General features: G+C 73.0%; 23 protein-coding genes. 15 read left to right on the top strand and 8 right to left on the bottom strand.

The window, feature by feature from the left end; genetic code table 11:
- Positions 1–322: 322 nt before the first annotated feature.
- The 3 genes from mmuM (at position 323) to EGX94_RS07615 (ending at position 3,303) form a co-directional block, all read left to right on the top strand.
- Positions 323–1,249 carry a homocysteine S-methyltransferase gene (gene mmuM / locus EGX94_RS07625; protein ID WP_028706340.1) on the top strand — a complete coding sequence of 309 codons (927 nt, stop codon included), beginning with the start codon at positions 323–325 and terminating at the stop codon, positions 1,247–1,249.
- Positions 1,250–1,505: 256 nt separating this feature from the next.
- The gene (locus EGX94_RS07620; RefSeq protein ID WP_028706339.1) at positions 1,506–2,024 is read left to right on the top strand and encodes a hypothetical protein; all 519 of its coding nucleotides are present in this window, start codon (positions 1,506–1,508) and stop codon (positions 2,022–2,024) included.
- Positions 2,025–2,121: 97 nt separating this feature from the next.
- Positions 2,122–3,303 (top strand): mannosyltransferase family protein, encoded by a 1,182-nt coding sequence (locus EGX94_RS07615; RefSeq protein WP_021797742.1) that lies wholly within the window; start codon positions 2,122–2,124, stop codon positions 3,301–3,303.
- Between the two features lie 35 nt (positions 3,304–3,338).
- On the opposite strand, the gene EGX94_RS07610 is transcribed toward EGX94_RS07615, so the two are convergent.
- Entirely contained in the window at positions 3,339–3,575 is a 237-nt protein-coding gene (locus EGX94_RS07610; RefSeq protein ID WP_021797749.1) for a hypothetical protein, read from the bottom strand.
- 211 nt (positions 3,576–3,786) lie between these two features.
- On the opposite strand from EGX94_RS07610, the gene EGX94_RS07605 reads away from it, so the two are divergent.
- Both EGX94_RS07605 and EGX94_RS07600 read left to right on the top strand, forming a co-directional pair.
- Positions 3,787–5,607, top strand: coding sequence for a glycoside hydrolase family 2 protein (locus EGX94_RS07605; protein WP_021797747.1), 1,821 nt, complete (start codon positions 3,787–3,789; stop codon positions 5,605–5,607).
- Positions 5,608–5,938: 331 nt separating this feature from the next.
- Entirely contained in the window at positions 5,939–6,205 is a 267-nt protein-coding gene (locus EGX94_RS07600) for a hypothetical protein (protein WP_021797745.1), read from the top strand.
- Positions 6,206–6,587: 382 nt separating this feature from the next.
- Here EGX94_RS07600 and EGX94_RS13840 read toward each other — a convergent pair whose 3' ends face one another.
- Positions 6,588–7,163, bottom strand: coding sequence for a hypothetical protein (locus EGX94_RS13840; RefSeq protein ID WP_226906115.1), 576 nt, complete (start codon positions 7,161–7,163; stop codon positions 6,588–6,590).
- A gap of 34 nt (positions 7,164–7,197) precedes the next feature.
- Here EGX94_RS13840 and EGX94_RS14360 point away from each other — a divergent pair, with 34 nt between their 5' ends.
- From EGX94_RS14360 to EGX94_RS07555, 9 genes are all read left to right on the top strand, one after another.
- Positions 7,198–7,275 carry a hypothetical protein gene (locus tag EGX94_RS14360; RefSeq protein ID WP_377175672.1) on the top strand — a complete coding sequence of 26 codons (78 nt, stop codon included), beginning with the start codon at positions 7,198–7,200 and terminating at the stop codon, positions 7,273–7,275.
- A 617-nt stretch (positions 7,276–7,892) separates the two neighbouring features.
- Positions 7,893–9,398: a hypothetical protein gene (locus EGX94_RS07590; protein WP_021797741.1), complete on the top strand. Its 1,506-nt coding sequence runs from the start codon at positions 7,893–7,895 to the stop codon at positions 9,396–9,398.
- A gap of 302 nt (positions 9,399–9,700) precedes the next feature.
- Positions 9,701–10,417 (top strand): FhaA domain-containing protein, encoded by a 717-nt coding sequence (locus tag EGX94_RS07585; protein ID WP_021797739.1) that lies wholly within the window; start codon positions 9,701–9,703, stop codon positions 10,415–10,417.
- Position 10,418: 1 nt separating this feature from the next.
- Positions 10,419–10,892 carry an FHA domain-containing protein FhaB/FipA gene (locus tag EGX94_RS07580; RefSeq protein ID WP_021797744.1) on the top strand — a complete coding sequence of 158 codons (474 nt, stop codon included), beginning with the start codon at positions 10,419–10,421 and terminating at the stop codon, positions 10,890–10,892.
- Positions 10,893–10,895: 3 nt separating this feature from the next.
- On the top strand, positions 10,896–12,443 hold the full coding sequence (locus tag EGX94_RS07575) for a PP2C family protein-serine/threonine phosphatase (RefSeq protein ID WP_021797748.1): 1,548 nt from the start codon (positions 10,896–10,898) through the stop codon (positions 12,441–12,443).
- Positions 12,440–13,837, top strand: coding sequence for an FtsW/RodA/SpoVE family cell cycle protein (locus EGX94_RS07570; RefSeq protein ID WP_021797746.1), 1,398 nt, complete (start codon positions 12,440–12,442; stop codon positions 13,835–13,837). Before EGX94_RS07575 ends, EGX94_RS07570 begins: the two co-directional genes overlap by 4 nt.
- Positions 13,834–15,258 (top strand): peptidoglycan D,D-transpeptidase FtsI family protein, encoded by a 1,425-nt coding sequence (locus EGX94_RS07565; RefSeq protein WP_021797754.1) that lies wholly within the window; start codon positions 13,834–13,836, stop codon positions 15,256–15,258. The genes EGX94_RS07570 and EGX94_RS07565 overlap by 4 nt, the downstream gene beginning before the upstream one ends.
- Before the next feature lie 82 nt (positions 15,259–15,340).
- A complete protein-coding gene (pknB, locus tag EGX94_RS07560; protein WP_021797752.1) occupies positions 15,341–17,146 on the top strand; it encodes a Stk1 family PASTA domain-containing Ser/Thr kinase in 1,806 nt (601 codons plus the stop codon).
- Between the two features lie 42 nt (positions 17,147–17,188).
- On the top strand, positions 17,189–18,970 hold the full coding sequence (locus tag EGX94_RS07555; RefSeq protein ID WP_192962633.1) for a serine/threonine-protein kinase: 1,782 nt from the start codon (positions 17,189–17,191) through the stop codon (positions 18,968–18,970).
- A gap of 91 nt (positions 18,971–19,061) precedes the next feature.
- Here EGX94_RS07555 and EGX94_RS07550 read toward each other — a convergent pair whose 3' ends face one another.
- From EGX94_RS07550 to EGX94_RS07530, 5 genes are all read right to left on the bottom strand, one after another.
- A complete protein-coding gene (locus EGX94_RS07550; protein ID WP_123826123.1) occupies positions 19,062–20,225 on the bottom strand; it encodes a galactokinase in 1,164 nt (387 codons plus the stop codon).
- The gene (locus EGX94_RS13830) at positions 20,222–20,758 is read right to left on the bottom strand and encodes a helicase HerA-like domain-containing protein (protein ID WP_123826121.1); all 537 of its coding nucleotides are present in this window, start codon (positions 20,756–20,758) and stop codon (positions 20,222–20,224) included. The genes EGX94_RS07550 and EGX94_RS13830 overlap by 4 nt, the downstream gene beginning before the upstream one ends.
- A 46-nt stretch (positions 20,759–20,804) precedes the next feature.
- On the bottom strand, positions 20,805–21,386 hold the full coding sequence (locus tag EGX94_RS07540) for a NifU family protein (RefSeq protein ID WP_404825113.1): 582 nt from the start codon (positions 21,384–21,386) through the stop codon (positions 20,805–20,807).
- Between the two features lie 11 nt (positions 21,387–21,397).
- Entirely contained in the window at positions 21,398–23,284 is a 1,887-nt protein-coding gene (gene feoB, locus EGX94_RS07535) for a ferrous iron transporter B (RefSeq protein ID WP_043122603.1), read from the bottom strand.
- 127 nt (positions 23,285–23,411) lie between these two features.
- Positions 23,412–23,693 (bottom strand): FeoA family protein, encoded by a 282-nt coding sequence (locus EGX94_RS07530; RefSeq protein ID WP_021798277.1) that lies wholly within the window; start codon positions 23,691–23,693, stop codon positions 23,412–23,414.
- 349 nt (positions 23,694–24,042) lie between these two features.
- Here EGX94_RS07530 and EGX94_RS07525 point away from each other — a divergent pair, with 349 nt between their 5' ends.
- Entirely contained in the window at positions 24,043–24,549 is a 507-nt protein-coding gene (locus EGX94_RS07525) for a LytR C-terminal domain-containing protein (protein WP_021798274.1), read from the top strand.
- A gap of 5 nt (positions 24,550–24,554) precedes the next feature.
- Here the strand turns inward: EGX94_RS07525 and EGX94_RS07520 are convergent, their stop codons facing one another.
- The gene (locus tag EGX94_RS07520; RefSeq protein ID WP_021798278.1) at positions 24,555–26,057 is read right to left on the bottom strand and encodes a potassium/proton antiporter; all 1,503 of its coding nucleotides are present in this window, start codon (positions 26,055–26,057) and stop codon (positions 24,555–24,557) included.
- Positions 26,058–26,069: the final 12 nt, after the last annotated feature.

The raw sequence follows: 26,069 nt of genomic DNA, 5'->3' as shown, positions 1-26,069 counted from the left end.
AGCACCGCCGAAAGCACGGAACGGGGCCGGCGGAGCACGGGACGGGACAGACGGGGCACGGGACGGGACCGACGACCGGCCGGCTCCCCTCGTCCCCCTCACCGCTTCCCACCCCACTTCCGTGCTCGCACCCCACCTCACCTCCCCGCTCCCACCTCACCTCTGCGTCGGCACCTCGGGCACGACCCGGGTGTCAACACGGAAATGAGGTGGGAACGGGAGAGGGACGGACGACAGGGCACAGGACAAGAGGGCTGATGCGGGCGCAGGAGGACGGGCCCCGAACGGAGAGGGACGGACGGCGGCGCGGCAGGATGGGGCCATGGGCTCCTTCACCGATCTGCTCGCGGCGGGCCCGGTCGTCCTGGACGGGGCGATGGCCACCGAGCTGGAGGCCCGGAGCGTGCCGATGCACGAGAGCCTGTGGTCGGCGGCGGCCATCGACTCGGCGCCCGAGGCGATCGGCGCAGTGCACGCCGCGTATCTCGACGCGGGCGCCCGGGTCATCGAGACGAACACCTACCAGGCGTCCGTGCTCGGCCTGACCGATGCCGGGGCGCGACCGGCCCAGGCGCGCGGGCTCATCCGCGACGCCGCCGAGCTCGCCCGCCTGGCCGTCGAGGACCGGGCCGACCGGCGCCCCGGGCGACGCGCGCTCGTGGCCGGCAGCATCGGCCCCTTCGGCGCGTACCTGTGCGACGGCTCGGAGTACACGGGCACCTACGAGCTGAGTCCCGCCGAGTACCGCGTCTTCCACGTCGAGCGCGTCCGCGCCCTCGCAGAGGCCGGCGTCGACGTCCTCGCCGTCGAGACGATGCCCCGGCTGGACGAGGCTCGCGCACTCGTCGGGCTCATCGCGGCCGAGACCGACCGCCCGGCGTGGGTCTGCTTCCAGGTGCGCCGCGACGGCGGCCCGGTGGTCCTCGCCGACGGCACGCCCCTCGTCGAAGCCACCCGATGGGCGCAGGAGGAGGACACGGTGGCGGCGGTCGGCGTGAACTGCGTCGCGCCGGCCCTCGTCGCCCCCGCGCTGGAGACGCTCGCCTCCGGCACCGGCAAGCCGCTCGTCTGCTACCCGAACTCGGGGGAGGCGTGGGACGCCCGGTCCCGCCGCTGGAGGCCCGCCCGGACCCCGGTCGACTGGGCCCGCCTCGTACCGGGCTGGCTCGCCTCGGGAGCCCGCCTCATCGGCGGCTGCTGCCGCACGCGGCCGGCCGACATCGCCCGGATCGCCGCCGCCCTCCGATGATCGGGGATCGATCAGGGGCGCTTCTCAGCATCCTGCCAGGAAGTCACAGCCGTTTCCCAGCAAACCGCCCGGTCAGGGACTTCATCACCCGTCCGGCCATGCGGCGGGCCCCGGGGAGCGCCGCGGGCCGCCCGACGCGCTCCGCCCACGACCCGATCCGTGCTATTCATCACCTGTGAGGGCCTCGTCGGCGGGGCGTCGGCGGACGATCCCGCACGACGACCACCCGTCCGGGACAGGGGGAAGCGAAGCGACCATGAGCAGCGGCATCCTGCACCGCACGAGCGCCACCACGACGGCGGCGCCGCACAGCGACAGGCGGCCGGGCGCCGTCCATGCGCGGGCCGTCGCCGAACTCGACATGGAGCGCCGGATGATCGAGGACCGCATCCGCTTCCCGATCCCGCACCTCGCGGCGCGGGCCCCGTGGACCCGCCGCCATGCGCTGCGCTGCGCGACCGCCGTCGAGGCCGCGCTCCTCGCCGTCCTGCTGACCACTGGCGCCGGCACGAACCCGGGCCGCCTCGTCGCGACCGTTCCGGCCGCCCTCCTCCTCGGCGGCCTGGTCGTCCTGGCCGTGAACATCGTCGTCATCCCGTACCGCAACGAGCGTCTGGGCGCCGCCAACGGGCGCATCGACGAGCGCAACGAGAGCATCCGCATCGAGAACCGCCGCATGATGGCCGAACTGGCCCGCATCGACGAGCGCCGCGCCGGGCTCGACGCCTGGTTCGCGCGGTGCGCGGCCGCAGGGCGGATCGTCCCCGGTTGCTGAGAGGGCCGTCCCGGGGCGCCGGAGGGCGCCGGGCCTTATCCTTGGGTGGGCCCGCGCCGGGCCGACCGCCCCGAGGATCCGAGGAACCGAACGCGTCATGACCGCTGTCCCCGCACCGCGCATCCGCGGTGATGCGCTCCGATGGCGCGATGACCTGCGCACCGGCGCGCTCTGGTGGGCGCTCAGCCGGGCCTTCTTCCTCGCCCTGGCGGCGGCCCTCGGCGCGGCCGGGCGCGCCGTGCGGCCCTCGGCGGGCGGGCCGTGGCCGCTGAACGCCTACGTGCGCTTCGACGCCGGGCACCTGCTGCGCATCACCGAGTCCGGCTACTTCACCCCCGACAACGGCGTCAACGCCTACGACGAGGCCTTCTTCCCCGGATACCCGTTCCTCTCGCGGGTCGCCGCGCGGACCATCGGTCTGGGCAGGCTCGACGTGGACACGGCCGTGGCCGGTGCGACGGTCGTCACCTGGCTGGCGGCCCTCGGCGCCGCCGTCCTCCTCGCGCGCATCGCCCGCGAGGAGCTGCGCATCAGCCCGCACGCGGCGGCCGCCGCCTATCTTCTCGGGCCGTACGCGCTCTTCCTCATGGCCCCCTACACCGAGGCGCTCTTCGGCCTGTGCACGCTGTCGGCCTGGTACCTCGCCCGGCACCGGCACTGGTGGTGGGCGATCGCCGCGACGGCACTGGCCTGCGCGGTGCGGGTGAACGGCCTGTTCGTCGTGATCATGTTCGCGGTCATGATGCTCCGCCGGCCGGACGACGGCGGGCCGAGCCCCCGCGTCGGGTGGCGACGACTGCTCGGCCTGGGCATCCCGGTGTGCGCGCCGCTGGCGTACTTCGGCTATCTGTGGGCCCGCACCGGGGACGTCTTCTACTGGATGACGGCACAGGAGCTGGGCTGGGGACGCGGCTCGGCCTGGTTCGGCCGCGTCCTGGTCGCCAGCGCCCGGCACATCGGCGCTGCGGAGACTCGCGCGGTGGCCTGGCAGCAGGGACTCGAGTTCGTCTTCCTCGTCGTCTTCTGCGCCGCCCTGTGGTGGTGCCTGCGCCGTGGCCGCGCCGAATGGGCGGTCTTCGCCTGGCTCACCCTGTACAGCCTGTGCCGGGGGCCGGTGCTCCTGTCCCTGCCCCGCAACGGGCTCGACTGCTTCCCCGTCGTCCTGGCGATGGGAGCCGCGCTGGGCAGCCGTCGGTGGCGCTGGCCGCTCGTCGCCGCCGGGCTCGCCGTCGCCGTGATCAACACGGCGACGATCCTCGCGGACCAGTGGACGGGATGAGGGCCCGCGCGGAGGACGCCGCGCGGGGTCACTGCTCACTGCTCGTCGTCGGTCGATTCGACAGTCTGGACCTGAACGGGGCTCGGCTGGATCACCAGGGGCCGGCTGATCCCGGCCGCATGGGCCTCCTCGGGGCTGATGACGGTGATACCGCCGAGGGCGATCGCCGCGGCGAGGCCCAGGGCCTCGAGGGAACGCCGGATGCCGGGACGACGGCCGGCGCCGTTCCTCCCGATGCCGCTCTTGCCGGTACTGCTCCTGTCGGTGCTCATGACCCCACCGTGGGCGCCGGATCAGTGCTGTTCCTGTGAACCCTCTGTACGGTTCTTGTGACGAACGGCCTCCCCGCGGCGCCGCCGGAAGAATCCGGGACGCCCCTACGACCAGCGGATTAGTCTGGTTCCGACAGGGGCGGGCCGAGCCGCCACCGCGACAGCGCCGGAACCACCGGGCGCCAGAACCACCGGGCGGGAGGAGGGGCCGATGCGCGAGGACCCCGCCGAGCTCGCCGCCCGGCTGCGACCCAGTCGCCAGGACGGCGACCACCCGCGCCCCGTCCTCGTGCGCCCGCAGTGGGCCCCGCTCGACGGCCCTGCCGGCTTCGCCACCGACGACGAGGGCGTCGGCCTCGACGAGCGCTGGTGGGAGCGTCCCGAGCGCCTCGACCGGACGATCACCCTGCCCTTTCCGCCGGAGTCGCGCGCCTCGGGCATCGCGGACGAGCGCCCGCACCCCGTCGTGTGGTACCGCATCGCGTTGCCGGCCGAGCGGCTCGCGGCGGCCGGTCATCGGCCGGGGCGGCGTCTGCTGCTGCACTTCGGCGGCGTCGACTACCACGCGATCGTGTGGGTCGACGGCGTCGAGGCCGGCTCCCACGAGGGCGGGCAGAGCCCCTTCGCCCTCGACGTCACCGATGCGCTGACCGGCGGCGGCCCGCACACCGTCGTCGTCCGCGCCTGGGACGACCCGCACGACCGCAGTCAGCCCCGCGGCAAGCAGACCTGGCGCGACGAGCCCGCCGGCATCTGGTACCAGCGCTCCACCGGCATCTGGCGGCCGGTGTGGATCGAGTCGGTGCCGCCGGTGCACGTGCGGCGGATCCTCTGGCGCACCCCGGCCGCCGAGGAGGCCGTGACGGCGGTCATCGAGCTGAACCGCCGCCCACGACGGCCACTGCCGCTGCGCCTCGGCCTGGCCCACCGGGGTCGGCCGCTCGCCCGCGCCTCGGCAGTCGCCCGCGAACGGATCACGACGGTGCGGCTGACGGTCCCCGGCGGCGCCGGGCTGCGCTGGGGCCCCGAGCACCCGGAGCTCGTCGACGCGGTCGTCGCCGTCGGCGACGACCTGGTGTCCTCCTACCTCGGGCTGCGGGAGATCGGCAGGACGCCCCGGGCGCTCACCCTCGACGGACGGCCGGTCTACCTGCGGCAGGTGCTCGAGCAGTGCTACTGGCCCGACTCCCTGTTCTCGGCCCCGAGCGCCCGGGCCCTGGCCGACGAGGCCGAGCTCGTCCTGCGTCTGGGCTTCAACGGCATGCGCATCCACCAGCAGAGTGCCGATCCGCGGCTGCTGCACTGGGCCGACCGGCTCGGCCTGCTCGTCTTCGGCGAGATCGGCGCCGCCCACGACTTCGACTCCGAGGCGGTGCGCCGACTGCGGCGCGAGTGGGCGCAGGTCGTCCGGGCGAACCAGGGGCACCCCTCGATCGTCTGCTGGGTGCCGGTCAACGAGTCGTGGGGCTTCCCCGACATCCCCCGCCGCCCCGAGCAGGCCCGCGCGGCCGCGGCGCTCGCGCGGCTGACGCGCAGCATCGACCCCTCGCGGCCGGCCCTGTCGAACGACGGCTGGCACCACGTCGACTCGGACCTGCTCACCGTCCACGACTACGACGCGAACCCCGCCCGCCTGCGGCTGCGCTACCGCGGCCGCCAGATGGAGCGCTGGATCGCCCCGGGCGTGCTCGGACCGGCACGCGCCTTCGTCGTCGTCGGCTCGGACCAACCGGTCGATCTTCCGGTCCTGCTCGACGAGTTCGGCGGCGTCGACTTCCGTCCGGACGGCGGACGGGGCTGGGGCTACTCGACCGTGCGCACGCGCGGTCGGTTCGTACGACGGATCGGGGAGCTCGTCGCAGCGGTGCGGGCGAGCGACGCGCTGGGCGGTTACTGCTGGACGCAACTGACCGACACGGGCCAGGAGACCAACGGCCTGTGCGACGAGAACCGGCGGCCGAAGGCCCCGGTGCAGGAACTGGCGGCCATCTTCGGCCAGGACCCGCAGCCGCCGACCCGGGCCGGGAACTGAGCCGCGGGACCGGACGGGACCGGGGCCCGAAGGAATTCATCGCGTCTCGCCGGGCGCGCTTCCTCAGGCGTCGTCCCTCGTCAGGGAATCCTCTTCGCCGGGAGCGAGGCCCGCCGGAGCGCCGGCGGGCCGCCCTGCCCCGCGATCTGCACCAGAAGCCCTCGTCAGGAGGGGATCCGGCGCAGATCGGGGCGCGCAGCAGCCCCGAGGCACGAGTACGAGAGCATCTTCTTCAAGGGGATGGCTGCGGTTCCGTCACGGCTTCGCGGGCCTTCTCGCCCACCGGGCCGTGTCCCACCCCTCACCCCAGGAGGAGACACCAGGAGGGGACATGAGCGGGCTCGGGAAGGCGGGTCTGGGCCTGCTGGCCCTGGCCTTGGCGCTGCCCACGGCGTCGGGCATCGCCGCAGCGGACCCCGCGACGGACGACCCCTCGCCCCAGGCCGCCGGCACCGCCGGGGGAGCCTCGACCGCCGACGGGACGACCGGGGGCGCCGCCGACGCGCCCGCCGACGATGCGACGGGCACCCGCGCACTCGCCGATGACAGCGCCTCGGACGGGACCACCGACGGCGTGGCCGTGCACGAAGGGTGCTGACGGACCCGATCGGACGCACCACTGGACCGCAGGGGCCCGGAGCGTTGCGCTCCGGGCCCCTGCCGCCTCCGGCGCCGGAGCCCCTGAGCGGCCCCCGGATGTGTGTGCGCTGTGCGCTCCGGGGTGCAAAACTGTGAATCACTTAACTTTCCCCCATGTTTTGGCTACATTGGTTCGCGTTCACCCCCGATGAACGAGCGCACCCCCGCCATCCTCCGGATCATCACGGCACGGACCGAGCAGGGCCGGGTTCTCCGACTCCTGCGCAGACGCGGACGCGCACGTTCATCCCTGAATAGGAGTCCGACGTGAAGAAGACAACCAAGATCACCCTCGCCGCTGCGGCGTCCAGCATCGTCCTGCTCGCCGGAGCGGGGACGGCTCAGGCCGCCACGGGCCCGGCCAGGCCCGCATGCCACGAGCAACACCCGTGCCAGTGCCAGTGCCCGACTCCTTCCCAGCCCGACGAGACATCGGCTCCCTCCGAGACGCCGAGCACCCCCACCTGCACGGCCTCCCCCAGCACGGCGCCGTCCGCCTCGAACGCAACGCCGGACACCCCCTGCACGGCATCCTCGAGTTCGAGCGCCCCCACCTGCGCGGCATCCCCCAGCACGGCGCCGTCCGCCTCGAACGCAACGCCGGACACCCCCTGCACGGCATCCTCGAGTTCGAGCGCCCCCACCTGCGCGGCATCCCCCAGCACGGCGCCGTCCAGCACCTCCACGAGTGCCAGCTCCGAAGACAGCACGTCCGCCGACCAGCAGGCCACCAGCACCCCCTCAGGCACTGCCACCCCGAGCGCGGCCCCCTCGAGCACCACCTCCTCCAGCTCCAGCGCCACCCCGTCCGACACGGCCCCCTCGAGCTCCGCACCGACCAGCGCCGCCCCGAACGCGCCGCAGAGCACGAGCAGTTCCGCCCCCACCACACCCAGCCAGCAGACCAAGACGAGCAAGCCGACCCGGCTCCCCCGCACCGGCTCTGACACGCTGGTCGGTCTGACCGGCGTCGGCGTGGCCGCCGCCGCGGGCGGCACCGCCCTCGCGATTCGTCGTCGTCGCCGCTGAGCGAACCAGAACCGGGACCGGCCCGAACCCCGGCCCCGGCCCGAGAGGGGCCCGGACCCGTTCCGGGCCCCTCATCGCGTCTTCGGCGCGGGGCCACTGCCGGTCGCGTCACGGGCCGGTCGCAGCGCGAGGCGGCCGTCCGCCGGCGCCGCCCCGCGGAGTCATCGGCGTCAGCTCGCGGCGCGTCAGCGCCCCTCCGAGGGAGCACCGGGCCCAGCACCGAAGAAGCCGAGAAAGCCGTCACCCCAGTGATGCCAGTGGCCCCATCGAGCCCTCTCCCCGAGGGACCTCATCCACGGCCCCGATCATCCTGTTCGCGCTTGTGGAGCACCTTCTTCTCCCGGGAAACCGGGGAGGATCTCCGGGCCGACCCGCAGAAAGGGGAGAATGCTGAGCTCAAGCTGTGAAAAAGGTATGATTCCTCAGAATCCTCCGTTAGATTTGAGCTCATCCACCCGGCGGGCAGGCGCACCTCGTACCGCCCATCGGGGCGCGTCCCGGAGGACGTGGCCCACCAGGGCACAGCAGCCCCGGGGCGGCCCATCCAGGGACGCCCACCCGGAGGGTTCGTGCGCGTCCGCACGCCAACGGCACAGCAACGGCAGAGGAGTTCCGACGTGACACCACCGCACACCCTGGCACGAGCGGGCATCGCCCTCGCGGCGATCGCCCTCGCCCTGCCCGCCCCCGTGGCAGCCGCCCAGGCGGAACCGGACGCCTCCGGCACGGCATCGGACACGGCCTCGTGCACGGCGAGCGCCCTCGACGCGAGCACGCTCAACCTCTCCCTCACGACGAGCTCGGGCGCGGCGGCGACCAGCTACCACGGCGGCCAGAGCTACCTCGCGAACCTCATCGGACCCGTTGAGCCGTCCTGCGTCGGCGACCACCTCGACATCACGGTGCCCCCGGCCTTCGACGTCACCGGCGACCGCAGCTACCCGATCCAGTCGATCGACGGCAGCGCCCGGGTCGCCACGATGGACGTGACCACCGTCGGCGACGTGACGACCGCCCGCGTCACCTTCAACCAGACCGGCGTCGACATGGCCGCGACCGGCGAACTCACCCTGCGGGCCTATCTCGCGGTGAGTCTGGACAACACCGTGGCCCCCGGCCAGGTCGTCCAGACGGACTGGGACGTCAACGGCGTCCGCACCCCGATCTCCGTCAACGTCACCCGGTGCGAGAACTGCGACGCGCTGCCGACCTCGCTCGACACGTGGCTGTACTCCGATGCCGGGAACCAGGCCGGCGCCGACACCCTGCGCATCCATGCCGTCTCGCAGCAGCCCGCGGTGGGGCAGGCCGGCGCGACGAGCCCCACGACCTCGACCTTCACCATGACCGACACCCTCGAGGCCGGCTCCGGTCAGCGGCACGACTGCGGCACTCCGCTGCACTGGTCCTGGTACACCTCCAGGGATCAGAACGGCAACCCGAGCGACCTCACGAGCGGCACCGTCGGTACCGACGAGAGCGAGGTCATGAACGTCACCGAGACCTCCTGCTCGGACACCGTCCGCAGCTACACCGCCACGGTGACCACCCCCGCCGGTGACGACGGCACCTACACGCCGGTCGCCACCCGGGTCCGCCTCCCGATCGTCATCGACGATCTCAACGGCAGCTACTCCGCCACCCTCACCGGCGACCAGGACGGCACTGCGCTGCCCTCGCGCCGGGCGTCGGTCCGGGCCTCGAACGGCGGCGGCAGGCTCATCAGCGACGCCGTCTCGATCGATGCGAAGGACGCCGACGGCCACGATGCGGACACCGCGGCCGACGCCGCCGACCTGACCAGCGCGAACGGCGCCGCCCGGCTCGTCCTCACCGTCCGCAACACCGGCGAGGAGCAACTGCAGAACGTGCGGATCGACGACTCGGTGGACACCGGCGACGCCACCGTCTCGAACCTCACCTGCGCCTTCCCCGACGGCACGACGGGCACCGTCTGGTCCGGGCCGTTCGAGGTCGGCGGGGAGTTCACCTGCACGGCCGACCTGTCGGGCGTCACGGCCGGCAGCGAGCACGCCGACACCGCGACGGTGACGGCCAACGGCGTGACGAGCGGCAACGAGGTGAGCGGACTGAACGGCTACCACGCGAGGGTGACCGGATGACCACGGCGACGCACGCGCCGTGACGGACCCGCGGCGGTGGGCACCGGGGTGATGCCCGCCGCCGCTGCGCGTGCGGATGGGTCGGGCAGAGGGCGGCCCCGCCCGACCCATCCGCACTTCGTCGCGCCCGCTGCACGGCCCGCCCCCCTCGGCTACGGTTGACCCACCCGGGCGAGTCCCGGCGGGCCCCGGCAAGTCTCAACCGGCGCTGCAGGCCGGACGACGGAACTGGGCCGCGCACAGGGCTCCGCACTAGGATTCGCAGAGGGTGAGCCGCACCGGCGTCTTGGTTGGAGGAGCACGTGGGTCTGTTCGACAAGGTCGAGAAGAAGCTCGAGGGCGCCGTCAACGGCGTCTTCGCCCGCGCGTTCAAGGGCGACGTGCAGCCCGTCGAGATCGCCTCCAGGCTGCAGCGCGAGCTCGACGCCGAGGCGCGGCTTCTGACGCGCGACAAGCGCCTGGTCCCCAACGACTTCCAGGTGCACCTGTCCCAGCACGACTACGACCGGCTGGCCCCCTACTCGCGCACGCTGAACGCCGAGATCGTCCCCGATCTGCGCTCCCACGCGGCCGAGCGCCACTACGTCTTCGACGGTCCGGTGAACATCGAGTACCTGCTCGACGAGTCGCTCAGCACCGGCCACTTCGAGATCACCAGCGCCGCCGTCGCCACCGTCGCCGAGACGAACGGCGCCGCCTCCTCGACGATGATCCGCCGCGCGCCCCTCGTCCTCGAGGTCAACGGCGTGCGGCACCCCCTCATGCCGCCCGGCTTCACCATCGGACGCGGCACCGAGGCCGATCTGCGCATCAACGACCCGGGGGTCTCGCGCATCCACGCGCGGGTGCGGATCGGCGAGAACGAGTACGGCGAGCTCGACATCGCCATCGAGGACCTGGGTTCCACCAACGGCATCGTCGTCAACGGGCAGCGCATCCAGCACTGCCGCCTCGACGACGGCTCGCGCATAGAGATCGGTTCGACGCGCATGCTCGTGCACTCCCCCGCAGGTTCGTGACGTGAGCACCATCCTCGCCGCCACCCTGAAGGTGGTCTTCCTGGCCCTGATGTGGCTGTTCATCCTGTTCGTGACGAACACCATCAGGACGGACCTGTTCGGCCGCACGGCGACCGCTGCGGAGCTGTCCGACGTCCCCGGCCCGACCGGGGCCAGACCCGCGGCACGTCGCAGGCGCCGCAAGGGGCCGAGCCGGCTCGCCGTCATCGCCGGCCGACGCACCGGGACCGAGGTGCCGCTCGACGGCGAGATCAGCATCGGACGCTCGGTCGACTGCGTCCTCGACATCGACGACGACTACGCCAGCGGCCATCACGCCCAGCTGTGGCAGGACTCCGCCGGCCGGTGGGTCATCACCGACCTGCAGTCCACCAACGGCACCTACGTCAATGGCGCGAAGATCGCCGAGCCCACCCTCGTGGGGCCGAACGACGTGATACGCATCGGACGCTCCCAACTGAAACTGGAGCGCTGATCCGTGACCGATTCCCAGACCACCAGGACGCCCGACGAGGACGCGACGAGGACCCACCGGGCGGTGCCCGCGCCCGGAGGGGATGCCCGCCCGCCCGCCGAGGGGACGCCGGAGACCGCCGGGCGGGAGCGTCTCAGCCTCGACACCAGCGCCCACTCGGAGATCGGCCTGGTGCGCAAGAACAACCAGGACTCCGCCTACACCTCGCCGACGATGATCGTCGTGGCCGACGGCATGGGCGGCGCGGCGGCCGGCGACCTCGCCAGCGCGGCGACCATCCAGGAACTGGCCCGCGGCGACACCCGCCACGAGGGCGAGCAGATGCTCGAGGCGATGGCCGGGATCCTCACGCGGGCCAACGACCGGCTCGCCGATCTCATCAACGCCGATCCGGAACTCGAGGGCATGGGCACGACGGTCTGCGGCGCCATGTTCAGCGGCACCCAGCTCGGCCTGGCCCACATCGGCGACTCGCGCGGCTATCTGCTGCGCAACGGCTCCCTCACCCGGCTGACCCACGACCACTCGTGGGTGCAGTCGCTCATCGACGAGGGCAAGATCACCCCCGAGGAGGCGGCGGTGCACCCGCACCGCTCGCTGCTGCTCAAGGTGCTCAACGGCCAGCCCGCCCACGAGCCGGACCTGCGCCTCGTCGACGTGCAGGCGGGCGACCGGCTGCTCTTCTGCTCCGACGGCCTGTGCGGCCTCGTCGAGGACCGCCAGATCCGCCGACTGCTGCGCGAGCGCACCCCGGCGGCCGCCGTCGAGGCGCTCACCCAGGCCGCCCACGAGGCGGGCGGCTACGACAACATCACGATCATCGTCACCGACGTCGTCCCCGCCTCCGAGGAGCTCGACGCGCGGCCGGGCACGATGATCGGCGCCGCCTCCACCGTCGAGGTGCCCCGCATCAAGCCGCCGTCCGGCGCGAACGAGACCACCGCCGTCCTCAGCGCATCCGGCACGAGGGCCGTCCGGCCCGGCGGGGACGACCAGGACGCGGACGGGCCCCGGCTCATCGACCCCGACGCCCGCGAGGACGTGCGCTACACGCCGATGATCGGGCGACGACGACGCCACTGGTCGGTCATCATCTCGGTCCTCATCGCCCTGGTCGTCCTCGCCGGAGGGCTGTTCGGGGCTTGGCGCTATGCGATGGGCCAGTACTACATCGCCCCGGCGGGCGAGCAGGTCGCCATCTACAAGGGCATTCCCGACACGATCGCCGGCCACGGGCTCGGCGGACTCGTCGAGCGGCGCGACACCAGGGTGGCCGACCTGCCCAGCTACTACCGCCAGAAGGTCAACGGCTCCGACATCAAGGCCGACTCCCTCGACCAGGCCCGCAGCCAGGCCGACTACCTCGACGAGCTCGCCCGGGTCTGCATCGCCCAGCGCGCCGAGAGCTCGCCCGCGCCCGACGAGGGCCAGGGCGGCGCGACGCCGAGCGGCGGCGCCTCCCCCTCGGCGTCGGCGAGCGGCTCGTCCGGCCCCTCCGAGCCACCGTCCATCCCGATCAGCGGATCGGTCAGCCCGGAGGACTGCGGATGAGCAGCACCGGCACGGGGCCCACGATCGTCTACCGCAAGCGCCGCAACGTCGAGCTGGCGCTCGTCGTCGTCGCCGCGCTCCTGGGGCTCGGCGGTTTCATGATGACGACCATCAACCTGAGCGGCGCCCTTCCGGCGAACCTGCCGTGGGTGATCGGCGGCTGGCTGGCCCTGTGCCTCGTCGCCCACCTGGCGGTGCGACTGCGCGCCCCGTGGGCCGATCCGGTGATCCTGCCGTGCGTACTGGCGCTCAACGGCCTCGGCCTGGCGATGATCTACCGCCTCGACCAGGACGAGCCGGTCTCGACCCTCGTCAACGGCCAGCTGCTGTGGACCGCCATCGGCATCGGCCTGTTCGTCGCGGTGCTCTGGGCCGTGCGCGACTACCGAGACCTGCAGCGCTACCCCTACGTGCTCTTCCTGGCCGGCCTGCTCCTCCTGCTCATGCCGCTGACGCCCGGCCTGGCCTCGTCGGCCAACGAGGCCAACGGCTCGCGCATCTGGATCTCGCTGGCGGGCTTCAGCTTCCAGCCGGCCGAGATCGCCAAGATCATCCTCACGCTCGCCTTCGCGTCCTACCTGGCGGAGCACCGCGACGTGCTCCAGCTCGCCGGGCGCAGCTGGGGCCGCTTCCGCATGCCCCGCGGCCGTGACCTGCTGCCCATCATGGTGATGTGGCTGGCCGCCGTGGCGGTCATCGTCTTCGAGAACGATCTGGGCACGGCGCTGCTGTTCTTCGGCCTGTTCGTCATGATGCTCTACGTGGCCACCAGCCAGGCCCGCTGGGTCGTCATCGGCGTCGTGCTCTTCGGGGGCGCGGGCGTCCTCGCCTACAGATTCCTGTACCACGTCCAGGTGCGCTTCTCGTCCTGGCTGGACCCGTTCTCCGATCCGGGGCAGAACGGCCAGATCATCTCGGCCCAGTACGGCATGGCCTGGGGCGGCCTGTTCGGGCGGGGCTGGGGCCAGGGACGCCCGTCGCTCGTGCCGCTGGCCCAGTCCGACTTCATCGCCAGCTCCCTCGGCGAGGAGCTCGGCCTGATCGGGCTCATGGCCATCATCGTCGTCTACGGCCTCATCATCGCCCGCGGCCTGCGCGCCGCCCTCACCGCGCGCGACGTCTTCGGCAAGCTGCTCGCCGGCGGCCTGTCGTTCACCTTCGCGCTGCAGGTCTTCGCCATCATCGGCGGCGTCACCCGGCTGCTGCCGCTGACCGGCCTCACGACGCCCTTCCTCTCGCAGGGCGGCTCCTCGCTCATCGCCAACTGGGTGATCATCGCCGCCCTCATGCAGGTCTCGCACGCCGGGCGCGCCCCGGCGGGGGTCCCCGACGAGACCTCCGAGGCCGACCTGGCCGAGGCCCCGACGGCCTTCATCAGGAAGGTGGGATCATGAACAAGGCACTGCGCAGGGTCTCGGTCTTCGCCGCCCTCATGGTCCTCGCCCTCCTGGTGAATGTCACTGTCAACTACGCCTGGCGGTCCGCCGGTCTGCTGTCCGACCCGGGTAACCGGCGCGTCGTCGACGCCCAGTTCGACGCCCCGCGCGGCTCGATCCTCGTCGGCACGACGGCCGTCGCCGAGACGGTGCCGGTCGAGGGCGGACGCTTCAGCGTCCAGCGCAACTACTCCGACGGGCCGCTCTACGCCCCGGTCACCGGCCACTACTCGTACATCTACGGGCGCACCGGGCTGGAGCAGACCTACAACGACGAGCTGTCGGGCACCGGTGACTCGCAGCTGTTCCGACGCATCCTCGGCGAGCTGAGCGGCACCCCGGCGCAGGGAGCCACCATCCAGACGACGCTCGACCCGAACGCCCAGCAGGCCGCTTCGAACGCGCTCGGCGGGCGCACCGGCGCCGTCATCGCGATGGACTACACGACCGGAGCGATCCTGACCTGGGCCTCGACGCCCGGCTACGACCCGAACGAGCTGTCGAGCACCGACCTGGAGAGCACGCAGGCCGCGTGGGACCGGCTGAACTCCGACGAGGGCCGCCCGCTGGAGGACCGCGCCACCCAGGAGATCTACCCGCCCGGCTCGACCTTCAAGCTCATCGTCGCCTCGGCCGCCCTCGAGGACGGCATGGGCGCCGACAGCACCGTCGAGTCGCCGACCACGCTGCCGCTGGACAACTCGACGACGACACTGCCGAACTCCACGAACTGCGGCGGCGACACGACGACGATCGACCACGCCCTGCAGGTCTCCTGCAACACGGCCTTCGCGAACCTGGGCATGTCCCTCGGCCAGGACAAGGTCCGCGCGCAGGCCGAGAAGTTCGGCTTCAACGCGTCCTTCGGCGGCGACGTGAACTCGGCGACGAGCGTCTTCCCGTCGGACCTGGACAACGCCCAGCTGGCCATGAGCTCCATCGGCCAGTACGACGTGTCGGCCACCCCGCTGCAGATGGCCTCGGTGGCCGCCACCCTCGCCAACGGCGGCCAGGTCATGCAGCCGTACGCCGTCTCCCAGGTGCGCGACGCGAACCTCAACGTCATCTCCGAGACGGGCCCGACGACGGTCCGCCGGGCCGTGAGTGAGCAGACGGCGTCCTCGATGCAACAGATGATGATCCACGTCGTCCAGTCCGGCACCGCCACCTCGACGCAGATCGGCGGGCAGACGATCGGCGGCAAGACCGGGACCGCCGAGAACATGCCCGGCGCCAGCGCCTACTCCTGGTTCGCCGGCTTCGACCAGGAGACGCATGTGGCGCTCGCCGTCTTCCTGGCCGACCCCAACCAGTCCGGCACCGCCACCGGCAATGCCACCGTCGCGGCGCGCACCGTCTTCGAGGCGCTCGCATCATGACGGCCCCGACCGGGGGGACGAGCCGCCGGGGCTGGCCCCGAGACCCACGACGCGACGAGGCGATGAGGGGAGGAGATCAGCGATGACCGCTGCGAACACCGTGCTCGGCGGCCGTTACGAGCTCCAGGAGATCATCGGCCGCGGGGGCATGGCCGAGGTCTGGCGCGCCCGCGACGTGCGGCTCGGCCGCGACATCGCCGTCAAACGGCTGCGCATCGACCTGGCGACCGACCCGACCTTCCAGGCTCGCTTCGGCCGCGAGGCCCAGTCCGCGGCCGGGCTCAACCACCCGAACATCGTCTCCGTCTACGACACCGGCGGCCAGGTGGACGAGGCGACCGGCGTCGTCGTGCCGTACATCGTCATGGAGCTCGTGGGCGGGCGCACCCTGCGCGACATGCTGCGCGACGGGCGCACCATCGAGCCCGCCGAGGCCCTCGGCTACACGCGGGGCGTGCTCGACGCCCTCGACTACTCGCACAAGCACGGCATCATCCACCGCGACATCAAGCCCGCCAACGTGATGATCACTCCCACCGGCCAGGTGAAGGTGATGGACTTCGGCATCGCCCGCGCGGTGACCGACACGTCGGCGACGATGACGCAGACGGCCGCCGTGATCGGCACCGCCCAGTACCTCTCCCCCGAGCAGGCCCGCGGCGAGACCGTCGACTCGCGCTCCGACATCTACTCGGCCGGCTGCCTCCTCTACGAGCTGCTCACCGGCCGTCCCCCGTTCACCGGCGACTCCCCCGTGGCGGTCGCCTACCAGCACGTCCGCGAGACCGCGGCGCTGCCCAGCACGCTGGCGCCCAAGGTCACCGGGGCCATGGACGCCATCACGATGACGGCCCTGGCCAAGAACCCGAACGATCGCTACCAGACGGCCCGGCAGATGCGCGAGGACATCTCGCGCGTCCTCGAGGGCCAGCAGGCGACCGCGCAGATGCCGGCCATCGCCGCCGACACCACCCAGGTGGCGCTGCCCGCCGCACCGACCCGCCCGGCGCGCGCCCTGCCGGCCGAGGAGGAGCAGGACACCGGCAGCGTCGCCACGAAGAAGAAGCGCCGCGTCACGACGCCGACCGTCATCCTCGTGATCATCCTCGCGCTCATCGCGGTGGGCCTCGTCTACGGCGGCATCCGCCTGCGCGAGCTCCGCCGGGAGGCCCAGCAGACGACCGTCCCGGCCGTCATCGGGTTCACCCAGGAGCAGGCCGTCTCGACGCTCAAGAACTACAACCTCGACCCGCAGGTGCAGCACACCAACGGCGACTCCGCCACGAAGGGACAGGTCATCAGCACCGACCCGGCCGACGGCACGACCGTGCCGGTCAACTCCTCCGTCGTCATCGTCATCAACGACGGCCCCGCGGCCGGCACGATCCCCGACGTGACGGGCATGGACGAGGATGACGCCCGCGACGCCCTGCGCGCGGCGGGCTTCACGAACGTCGTGACGAAGGACGCCACCGAGGACCAGGAGAAGACCACGGACGTCGCCGACAAGATCATCGCGACGAGCCCGAGCGCGAACACCTCGGCCGACCCGGACTCGACGGTGACGCTCTACCGCGCCACCGGCCGCTCCCGGATGCCCGACGTCTCGGATTCGGGGATGAGCGAGGACGAGGCCGTCCGGGCGCTGGCCGGCGCCGGTTTCACGAACGTCCAGGTCATGGAGGTGGAGAGCTCCCAGTACCGGGCCGGCACGGTCTTCGAGCAGTCGGTGGCCGCCAACCAGCTGTACTCGCGCACCGACCAGGTGACGATCAAGGTCGCCGCGGCCCCCAGCGCCTCGGCGAGCCCCACGGCGGGGGGCGCGGCGAGCTCGCCCTCGTCGGGCTCGACCGCCCAGAGTCCCAGCCCGCACAAGTCGGGTTCATGACACCCATCGCCCGTGTGCGGGCAGATGAGGAACAATGGACCTGTGAGCACCGATGAACCGCTCAGCGGCAACCCTTCCTCCCGCACCGGCCAGAACGACGCCCGGACGACGCGCCCCATGCCGGTCGCGGGCGAGGCCGGGGCGGACGGGGACGGGTCCATCGCCTCCCTGAGCAACGGGCGCTACCAGCTCGTCGAGCGCATCGGCGCCGGCTCCATCGGCCAGGTCTGGCGCGCCCAGGACACGACCCTGCAGCGCGAGGTCGCCATCAAGACCATCAACCTGGCGACGAGCGCCGACCCGAGCACCGAGGCGCGCTTCCGCCGCGAGGCGATCGCGACCGCCGGGCTCAACCACCCGAGCATCGTCCAGATCTACGACTCCGGCGTCGACGGGCACAGCGCCTACATCGTCATGGAGTTCCTCCACGGCCCCAATCTGCAGTCGATCGTCACGGAACGGGGCCCGATCGACTGGCGGGCCGCCGTCCCGCTGCTCGCCCAGGTCGCCGCGGGGCTGGGCTCGGCCCACCGCCTCGGCGTCGTCCACCGCGACGTGAAGCCGGCCAACGTCGTGCTCTCGTCCGAGGAGCTCACGAGCACGCCGAAGCTCGTCGACTTCGGCATCGCACGCCTGGCGGACCAGCAGGCGACCGCCCTCACGAGCACGATGACGGCGATCGGCTCGGCGGCGTACATGTCGCCCGAGCAGGCCGCCGGCGAGCGCGTCGGGCCGAACTCCGACATGTACTCGTTCGGCTGCCTCATGATGACCGTGCTGACCGGTCAGCCCCCCTTCCCCGGCGAGTCGCCCGTGGCGGTGGCCCGCGCCCAGGTCTACGACACGCCCCCGCTGCTGCGCTCGCGCGTCCCGGACGCTCCGGTCTCGCTCGAGAACCTCGTCGCCGCGCTGATGGACAAGAGCCCCGAGGCCAGGCCCAGCGCCACCGAGACGGTCGCCGCCCTCAACGCGATCCACGGCGACCCCGACGCCCCCGGGCTCATCGAGCCTCCCCGCCCGGCCGGCCCCGGCACCGACATGGCGACCGTCGCCATGTCCGCCGCGGCGCTCGGGGCCGCGGCGACGCAGACGGCCGACGGGCAGGGCCTCACGAGGATCCTCCCGGCCGATGCGTCGGCCGCCGAGGCCGCCTCCGGCCCCGGGGCCACGGGCACGACGGCCGGCGCAGGCGCCACGGGCACGACGGCCGGGGGCACGACGGGCGCGACGACCGTCGCCGGTACGGCGCCCTCACTCGTCCCGGTGGCCGGTGCCGCGGCGACCGGCGGCGGCGCCCGCCCGCCCGCCGGCCCCGGCGGAGGACGGACCGGGGGCAAAAACCCGGGCCGGAACAGGCGCATCGTCCTGGCGGTCATCATCATCGCGGTGCTCGCCGCGCTCATCATCGTGGCCTGGGCGCAGGGCCGCCGGTCGGCCGCCCCGAGCCCGTCCCAGACCGTCACCCAGACGCAGACCGCCACGGCCTCGTCCGCCCGCACGACCACCGCCGCGCCGACGAGCCAGGCCACCGCCGACGAGGAGGACCACAGCACCGGCTACGGCACCGGCGGCGACGAGGAGGACGGCGGCTACGGCACCGGCGACTACGGCAACGGCGACTACGGCAACGGCGACTACGGCGACTACGGCACCGGCGGAACCACCGGCGGGGCCACGGCCACGGGCGGGGCCACCGCCGCGGAGCAGACCACGGCCGCCGGCCAGCCCACCGAGCAGCAGAACAACAACGGCGGCCAGCAGAACGGACAACAGGGCCAGAACGCCCCGAACATCTCGAACGATCAGCCCCAGTCCCAGGCCTGAGCGGGGTCATGCCCCGGGCCCCGGGGCACGACCGTGGGACCGGCGCCCCCGCTGCCCCGTGGGACGGGTCGCGCCCGGCCGGGGCAGCCCGTCACAGGTCGCGTCCGGCGGGCGAGCCCGCCGTCGCGAGGAAGCCGTCGGGGGCGTCGTAGCCGGCCGCCGCGAAGGCCCGGTCCACGGCGCCGGCGACGCCGCCGACCAGGTCGAGCGGGACGACGGCCATGACGCAGCCGCCGAAGCCGCCGCCGACGAGACGGGCGCCCCAGGCCCCCGCCCCGATCGCCGTCCCGACCGCCAGGTCGATCTGCGGCACGCTGACCTCCAGGTCGTCGCGCATCGAGACGTGGGCGGCCGTCATGCCCTCGGCCACGGCCCGCCAGTCGCCGGCCTCGAGGTCGTCGGCCATGCGGACGGCGCGGGCGTTCTCGGTGACGACGTGGCGCAGCCGTCGGAAGAGCACGTCGTCCAGCCTCGCCTCGGCGGCCGGGAGCTCGTCGACGCCCACCCGGCGCAGCAGGTCGACGCCGAGCAGCACGGCCGCGCGGTCGCACTCGGCGTGGCGGTCGCCGAAGTGCCCCGCCGACAGCGAGTGGCGGGTCCGGGTGTCGAGGATGAGCACGCCGACCCCGGCGCTCGCCGGATCGTAGGGCACCGGGCGCAGCGTCCGGTTCAGGAAGTCGATGAGCAGGGCGTGGCCCTTCACGCCGCGCAGCGCCGAGGTCTGGTCGACGCCGCCGGTGGGGGCCTGCGCGATCTCGTTCTCCGCGGTCTGGCAGTGGACGGCCAGGGCGACTCGGCCCGCGTCGTCGGCAAGCAGGCCGAGGCCGAACAGGTCGGAGGCCGCGGCGGCCACGGAGCACTCGAGGGCGGCGGAGCTCGACAGGCCGGCGCCGATGAGCAGATCGGAGCCGATGAGCATGTCGACGCCGCGCACCGGCAGGCCGGCCCGCCGCAGCGCCCACAGGACGCCTGCGGCGTAGGCGCCCCAGCCGCCGGGACGGTGGGCCGTCACCTCGTCGAGCCGCACGTCGACCTCGCCGGGCACGTCCAGGGAGACCATGCGGAGGCGCCCGTCGTCGCGGGGGGCGGCGGCCACCCAGGTACGCCGGTCCAGCGGGACCGGGAGGCAGAAGCCGCCGTTGTAGTCGGTGTGCTCGCCCACCAGGTTGAAGCGGCCGGGGGCCGACCAGACGCCGGACGGCGCCCGGCCGAAGCGCTCCCGGAAGCCGTCCGCGAGCCCCTGCGCGGTGCTCATCGGCGCCGCCCCGTGCCGAAGAGGGAGCGGACGATCCCCCGTCCGGCCGAACGGGCGAACCGCTCGAGGATCGAGGACTCGGCGACCTGCCCGACGACCGACTTCTCCCGGCGGGGCCGGCCCCGCCGGGCCTCCTGGACGGGGGCGGGCTCCTGCCGGGGCTGCCGGGCGCTCCGCCCGCCCTCGGCCTCGGCGGCCCGGGCGCCGGCGGCGGGTCGGGCGGCGAGCCCGTCGCCGGGGACGCCGGGCAGGGCGATGCCCGACAGATCGCCCTCGATGTCGGCCGCCAGGACGGGCACGCCGGCGGCGCTGAGCGACTCGGCGAGCAGCTGGAGGGTGACCGTCCTGCCGGTGCCCGTCGCGCCGGCGATGAGGCCGTGCCGGGCGACCATCCTCAGCGGGATGCGGATGCGCGCATCGGTGACGGGCCCGCCGCCGTTGCCGAGAACGCCCAAGTCGATGGCGGGCTCGCCGAAGGCGCAGCTGTCACGGATCCCGTCCACCTGCTCGGCGGGCAGTTGCTGATCTGCCATGGCACCCAGCCTCTCACATCCGCCGAGGGCGGTGACGGATCGTTCCTCAGGCCTCCTCGACGGCCCGCATGCCGGGGACCCGGCGGCGCAGCTGCGTCTCGAGGCGCTGGCGCATCGTGAGGACGGCGGCCGGGCAGCCGCGGCAGGCCCCGTGCATGCGCACCGTGACGACGCCGTCGCGGGCGCCGACGAGTTCGATGGAACCGCCGTGCGCGGCGGCGATCTCGCCCACGGGGCCGTCGATGAGCTCCCGGGCGCACCAGCGCAGGGTCTCGTCCGGGCCGAGGCGCCGCGCACCGGGACCGGGGGCCCAGGCGCCGATCCGGCCGAGGGCCGTCACGAGCGCGGTGCGCGCCCGAGGGCCGAGCTCCCGCCAGGAGCCGCCGGGGGCGGCGGTCACAAGGAGGGCGCCCGGGACGGCCTCGACGGCGGTCAGCTCCGCGCCGAGCAGCTCGTCCAGGCCGGGCGCGCCGAGCAGCGGGCCGACGAAGGGCAGCTCGACGCCGTGGACGACCCAGCGCAGCACGGCGGGATCGCCGGTGCGCTCGGGGTGGATGACCGCCGGGGCCGGCGCGCGCCCCGCACGAGCGGCGGGGCATCGGGGCGGGCGTCCCCTCATGATCCTCATGCCCGCGGCCCTCACGTGATGAGCAGGGTGATGCCGCGGCCGATGAGGGCCATCACCCAGGCGAGGACGAACATGTAGCCGAAGGCGATGCCCGGCCACTTCCAGCCGCCCGTCTCGCGCCGCATGATCGCCACCGTCGACATGCACTGCAGGGCGAAGGCGAAGTAGAGGAGCAGGGCGACGGTGGTGGCGGGCGTGAACACCTTCTCGCCGGCGTGCGGGCCGGCGGTGTAGGTCCAGCCGTCGAGGGCGTCGGCCACCTCGGCGTCGTCCTCGGGGTCGAGGGCCGCGGCCATCTGGCCGAGCGTCGAGACGGAGACCTCGCGGGCGGCCAGCGAGCCGAGCAGGGCCACGTCGATGCGCCAGTCGAAGCCCAGCGGCTCGAAGACGGGCTCGATGGCCTTGCCGACGGACGCGGCGGCCGAGTGCTCCATCGTGTAGGCGGTGACGGCGACCTCGTCGCCGGGGTCGACGCCGGCGGCCGTCAGCTCGGCGTCGCCGCGCATCGGGAAGGTCGTGAGCGCCCAGATGGCCATCGTCGTGACGAGGATGATCGTTCCGGCCTTGCGCAGGAAGGCCTTGGTGGGCTCCCACATGGCGATGCCGACCGAGCGAGGGGTGGGGATGCGGTAGGGCGGCATCTCCATGTAGAACGGCAGGATGGTGCTGCGGCGGTCGGTGATGCGCTTGACGACGGCCGAGGCGGTGAGGGCCGAGAAACCGCCGAGCAGGTAGAGCAGGAACATGGCCACGCCCTGCCCGCTGAAGGGCCCGACCCGGGTTCCGTCGGGGACGAGGATGCCCACGAGCAGGATGTACACGGGCAGTCTGGCCGAGCAGGTGGCCAGCGGCACGCCGAGCATCGTGGCGATGCGATCGCGGCTGTTCGGCAGGGTGCGGGTGGACATGACGCCCGGGATGGCGCAGGCGAAGCTCGAGAGCACGGACACGAAGGCGCGCCCCTCGAGGCCGAAGCGGCTCATGAGCCGGTCCATGAGGAAGGCCGCCCGCGACATGTAGCCCACCGCGTCAAGCAGGGCGAGGATGAAGTACATCATGACGATCTGCGGCACGAAGGTGAGCACGCTGCCGACGCCGCCGAGCAGGCCGTTGGCGACGAACGAGGACAGCAGGGAGTCCCCGAGGCGGTCGCCGACGATCCCTGCGAGCCAGCCGAAGAAGTCCTCGACCCCGTCCTGCAGGGGCGCCGCCCAGGTGAAGATCGCCTGGAAGAAGACGAACATGACGGCGAAGAAGATGACCGTGCCGAGCACCGGGTGGAGCAGGACGCGGTCGATGCGCTCGGTGCGGGCGTCGGAGTGGGGGTCCCGGTAGCCGCTGTCGGTCAGCACCGAGTCGACCCAGCCGGCGAGCTCGGTCGTGTCGGCGGGCGGGTCGACGGGCGGCACCGTCCAGTCCCGCCAGCCGGTGATGAGATCGCGCAGCTCGCCGATCCCGATGCCCCGGTTGGCGACGACGGACACGACCGGCACGCCGAGCGTCCGGCTCAGCGCCGCGGTGTCGATCGAGCCACCGCGACGGTTCAGCTCGTCGCCCATGGTGAGGACGAGGGCCGTCGGCATGTGGCGCTGGACGACCTCGGCGAACAGGAGCAGGGAGCGGCGCAGGGCGGTGGAGTCGGCGATGACGAGCAGGCCGTCCGGTGCGCCGATGCCCTCGACCTCTCCGTTGAGCAGATCGACGACGAGCTGTTCGTCGGGCGAGATCGGGGTGAAGGAGTAGGCGCCGGGCAGATCCTCGATGTTGTACTCGTCACCGCCGATGCGGGCCACCCCGGCCGACCGGGAGACGGTGACGCCGGGGTAGTTGCCGGTGCGGGCGTGCAGGCCGGTGAGACGGTTGAAGACGGAGGTCTTGCCGCCGTTCGGCGAGCCGATGAGGGCGATGCGGGGTGCGCCGCCGGCCGGTGCGGGCGAAGCGGGGACGCAGTGGCTGAGAGCTGTGGACATGGGCGATCATCTGGACCTGGGGTCGGGTTCTTGGGAAATGGGCCGGGAGGAGCGGTCAGGAGGCCGCCGCCACGCGGATCATGGCGGCCTGCTCCGCGCGGATGCACATGTGCACGTCGCAGACCCGGAAGACGATGGGGCCCGACCAGAAGGCACGGCGCACGTAGGAGATCTCGCGCCCCTCGCAGAATCCGAGCAGACGCAGCCGGTGCTGCACCGAGTGGTCGAGATCGGGGTCGACGTGCGCGATGACGCCGCTGCCGCCGGGGCCGAGGGCCGTCAGGGGAACCATCCCGTCCACCGAGGAACACCGATCGGTCGTCGTGGTTGCTGACACTACGAACCTCCTCATCCGTGACCCGCCGACGGCGGGCCGTTGCCTCCGAGAAATAACCGAGGCAAGCCTACGCTGCTCACCGGGTGGAGGGAAGACCGGGTTCGTGCGGGGCCCGCGAGGGCGTCGGCGCCGTCGGGGCGTCCGACGAGGCCCGGGCCCGTGCCGCGCCCCTGCGAGCAGCTCCCCGGAACGGCCCGGGGCCCGAGAACCGCGCGTCCCGGTCCCCCGGTGCGTCTATGATCAAGGCACTGCATCGCGCGCCGCCGGCGACGCGGCCGGCGGAGTTTCCGGTGCGGGCGCGCGGGTGCCGTGGTGATGTGAGACGTGGTGGCGTGAGAGAGGCAATCCCATGCGCAAGTGGTACACACCGGTCCTCCTCGTGGTGCTCGTCCTCTTCGTCGCCTTCGCGGGCTGGTGGGGCGTCCGCATGGCCACCGGGCCGCTCGATCCCGCGAGCGCGTGCGAGACCACGGCGCTGACGAGCCTGAGCACCGGCCAGGTGCAGGTGCGCGTCTACAACGCCGGCACCGTCAAGGGCCAGGCCACGACGGTCGCGAACCAGCTGAAGGGCGCCGGCTTCGTCATCCACAGCACCAGCAACACCGACGACGACTACAAGGGCACGACCATCGTCGGCGCCTCGGGCGACGATCCGCAGATGCAGCTCGTCGCCTCGTTCTTCCCCGGCGCGACGGTCACCACCGACCACCGCCAGAACGGGCTGGTCGACGTCGTCGTCACCGACGACCTGGGACAGGGCTTCAAGGCCGACGCGGCCACGAGCATCGACGTCCCCTCGGGGCACGCCTGCCTGCCGGTCGCGCAGCCCAGTCACTCGGCGACGGGCGGCGCCTGAGCCCGTCAGGCGCGCCGGGACCTGCGCGTCCACCCGGCCAGCCGGCCGTGGCGCCCGACGGCCAGAAGGCGGGCCTCGACCTCGGCGCGCTGATCGGCGGGCGTGACGACGAGGATCTGGTCGCCCGTCTCGAGGGCGGTGTCGCCGTCGGGCGAGAAGGACTCGTCCCCGCGCATGACGAGCGCGACGATCGCATTGCGCGGCAGGCGCAGTTCGAGCACCCGCACGCCGGCCAGGCGCGAGCCCTCGGGGATGTTGACGGTCAGCAGGTCGGCGCGGCGCTCGTCGAAGGGCGCCACCTCGATGTCGACGTCGGTCGCGGCGCGCGGGTCGACGAGGCCGAGCCGCCTGGCCATCCACGGCAGCGTCGGCGCCTGCAGCGAGGTGAAGACGACGACGAAGACGACGACGACGTCGAAGAGCACGTCGGAGCCGGGCATGCCGGCCGCCATCGGGACGGTCGCCAGGATGATCGGCACCGCGCCGCGCAGGCCGGCCCAGCTCATGAAGGCCTGGTGCCGCCAGCCGGTGCCGAACCAGACGGTGCTGACGTAGACGGCCAGCGGGCGGGCGACGAGGGTCAGGACGACGCCGAGGGCGACGCCGGCGCCGATGTCGGGCCGGCTGATCGTCGAGGGGTGGACGAGCAGGCCGAGCATGACGAACAGCCCGATCTGGGCGACCCAGCCGATGCCCTCGGCGAAGGACTTCGTGGCGTGCCGGTGCGGCAGCTGCCCGTTGCCCAGGGCGACGGCGCAGACGTAGACGGCGGCGAAGCCGGAGCCGTGGATGAACCCGACCAGGCCGTACGTGACGAGGATCCAGCACATGACGGCCAGCGGGTACAGGCCGGAGTTCGACAACGAGAGGCGGCGCAGGAACTGCACGCCGATCCAGCCCATCACGAGGCCCGCGGCGACGCCGATGGCCAGCTCGCCGACGACCTCGCCGGCCAGGCCGGGCATGCCGCCGGCCGGGCTGCTGCCCATCGCCAGCTCGGTGCCGGCGATGACCAGAAGGACGGTGGGGGCGTCGTTGAAACCGGACTCGGTCTCGAGGGCCGCCCGCACCCTGGGCGGCAGCGACACCCCGCGCAGCACCGAGAAGACGGCCGCGGCATCGGTGGGCGCCACGACGGCGCCGAGCAGGAAGGCCACGGCGCGCGGCAGCCCCAGGACGAAGTAGCCGAACAGTCCGACGACGGCGATGGTCACGAGCGAGCCGACGACGGCCAGGGACAGGCCGACGCCGAGGACCGGTCTCATCTGCTTCCAGGAGGTCGTGAGGCCGCCCTCGGCGAGGATGAGGACGAGGGCGACGAAGCCCAGATCGTGGGCCAACGAGGCGTCGTCGAAGCGGATGCCGAAGCCGGCGTTGCCGAGGGCGACGCCGACGAGGAGGAACAGGAGCAGGGCGGGCAGCCCGGCACGAGTACCCAGGCGGGCGGCGGCGATCGCCACGAGCGCCACGGCGGCGGCGACGAGCAGTGTCAGGTCCGCTGCGGCCATGGGCTCCTCCCC

Source organism: Propionibacterium acidifaciens, assembly GCF_003798325.1.
Lineage (GTDB): Bacteria > Actinomycetota > Actinomycetes > Propionibacteriales > Propionibacteriaceae > Propionibacterium > Propionibacterium acidifaciens.
The sequence above is the reverse complement of the archived record's forward strand: the minus strand, read 5'-3'. Positions and strand labels throughout refer to the sequence as shown.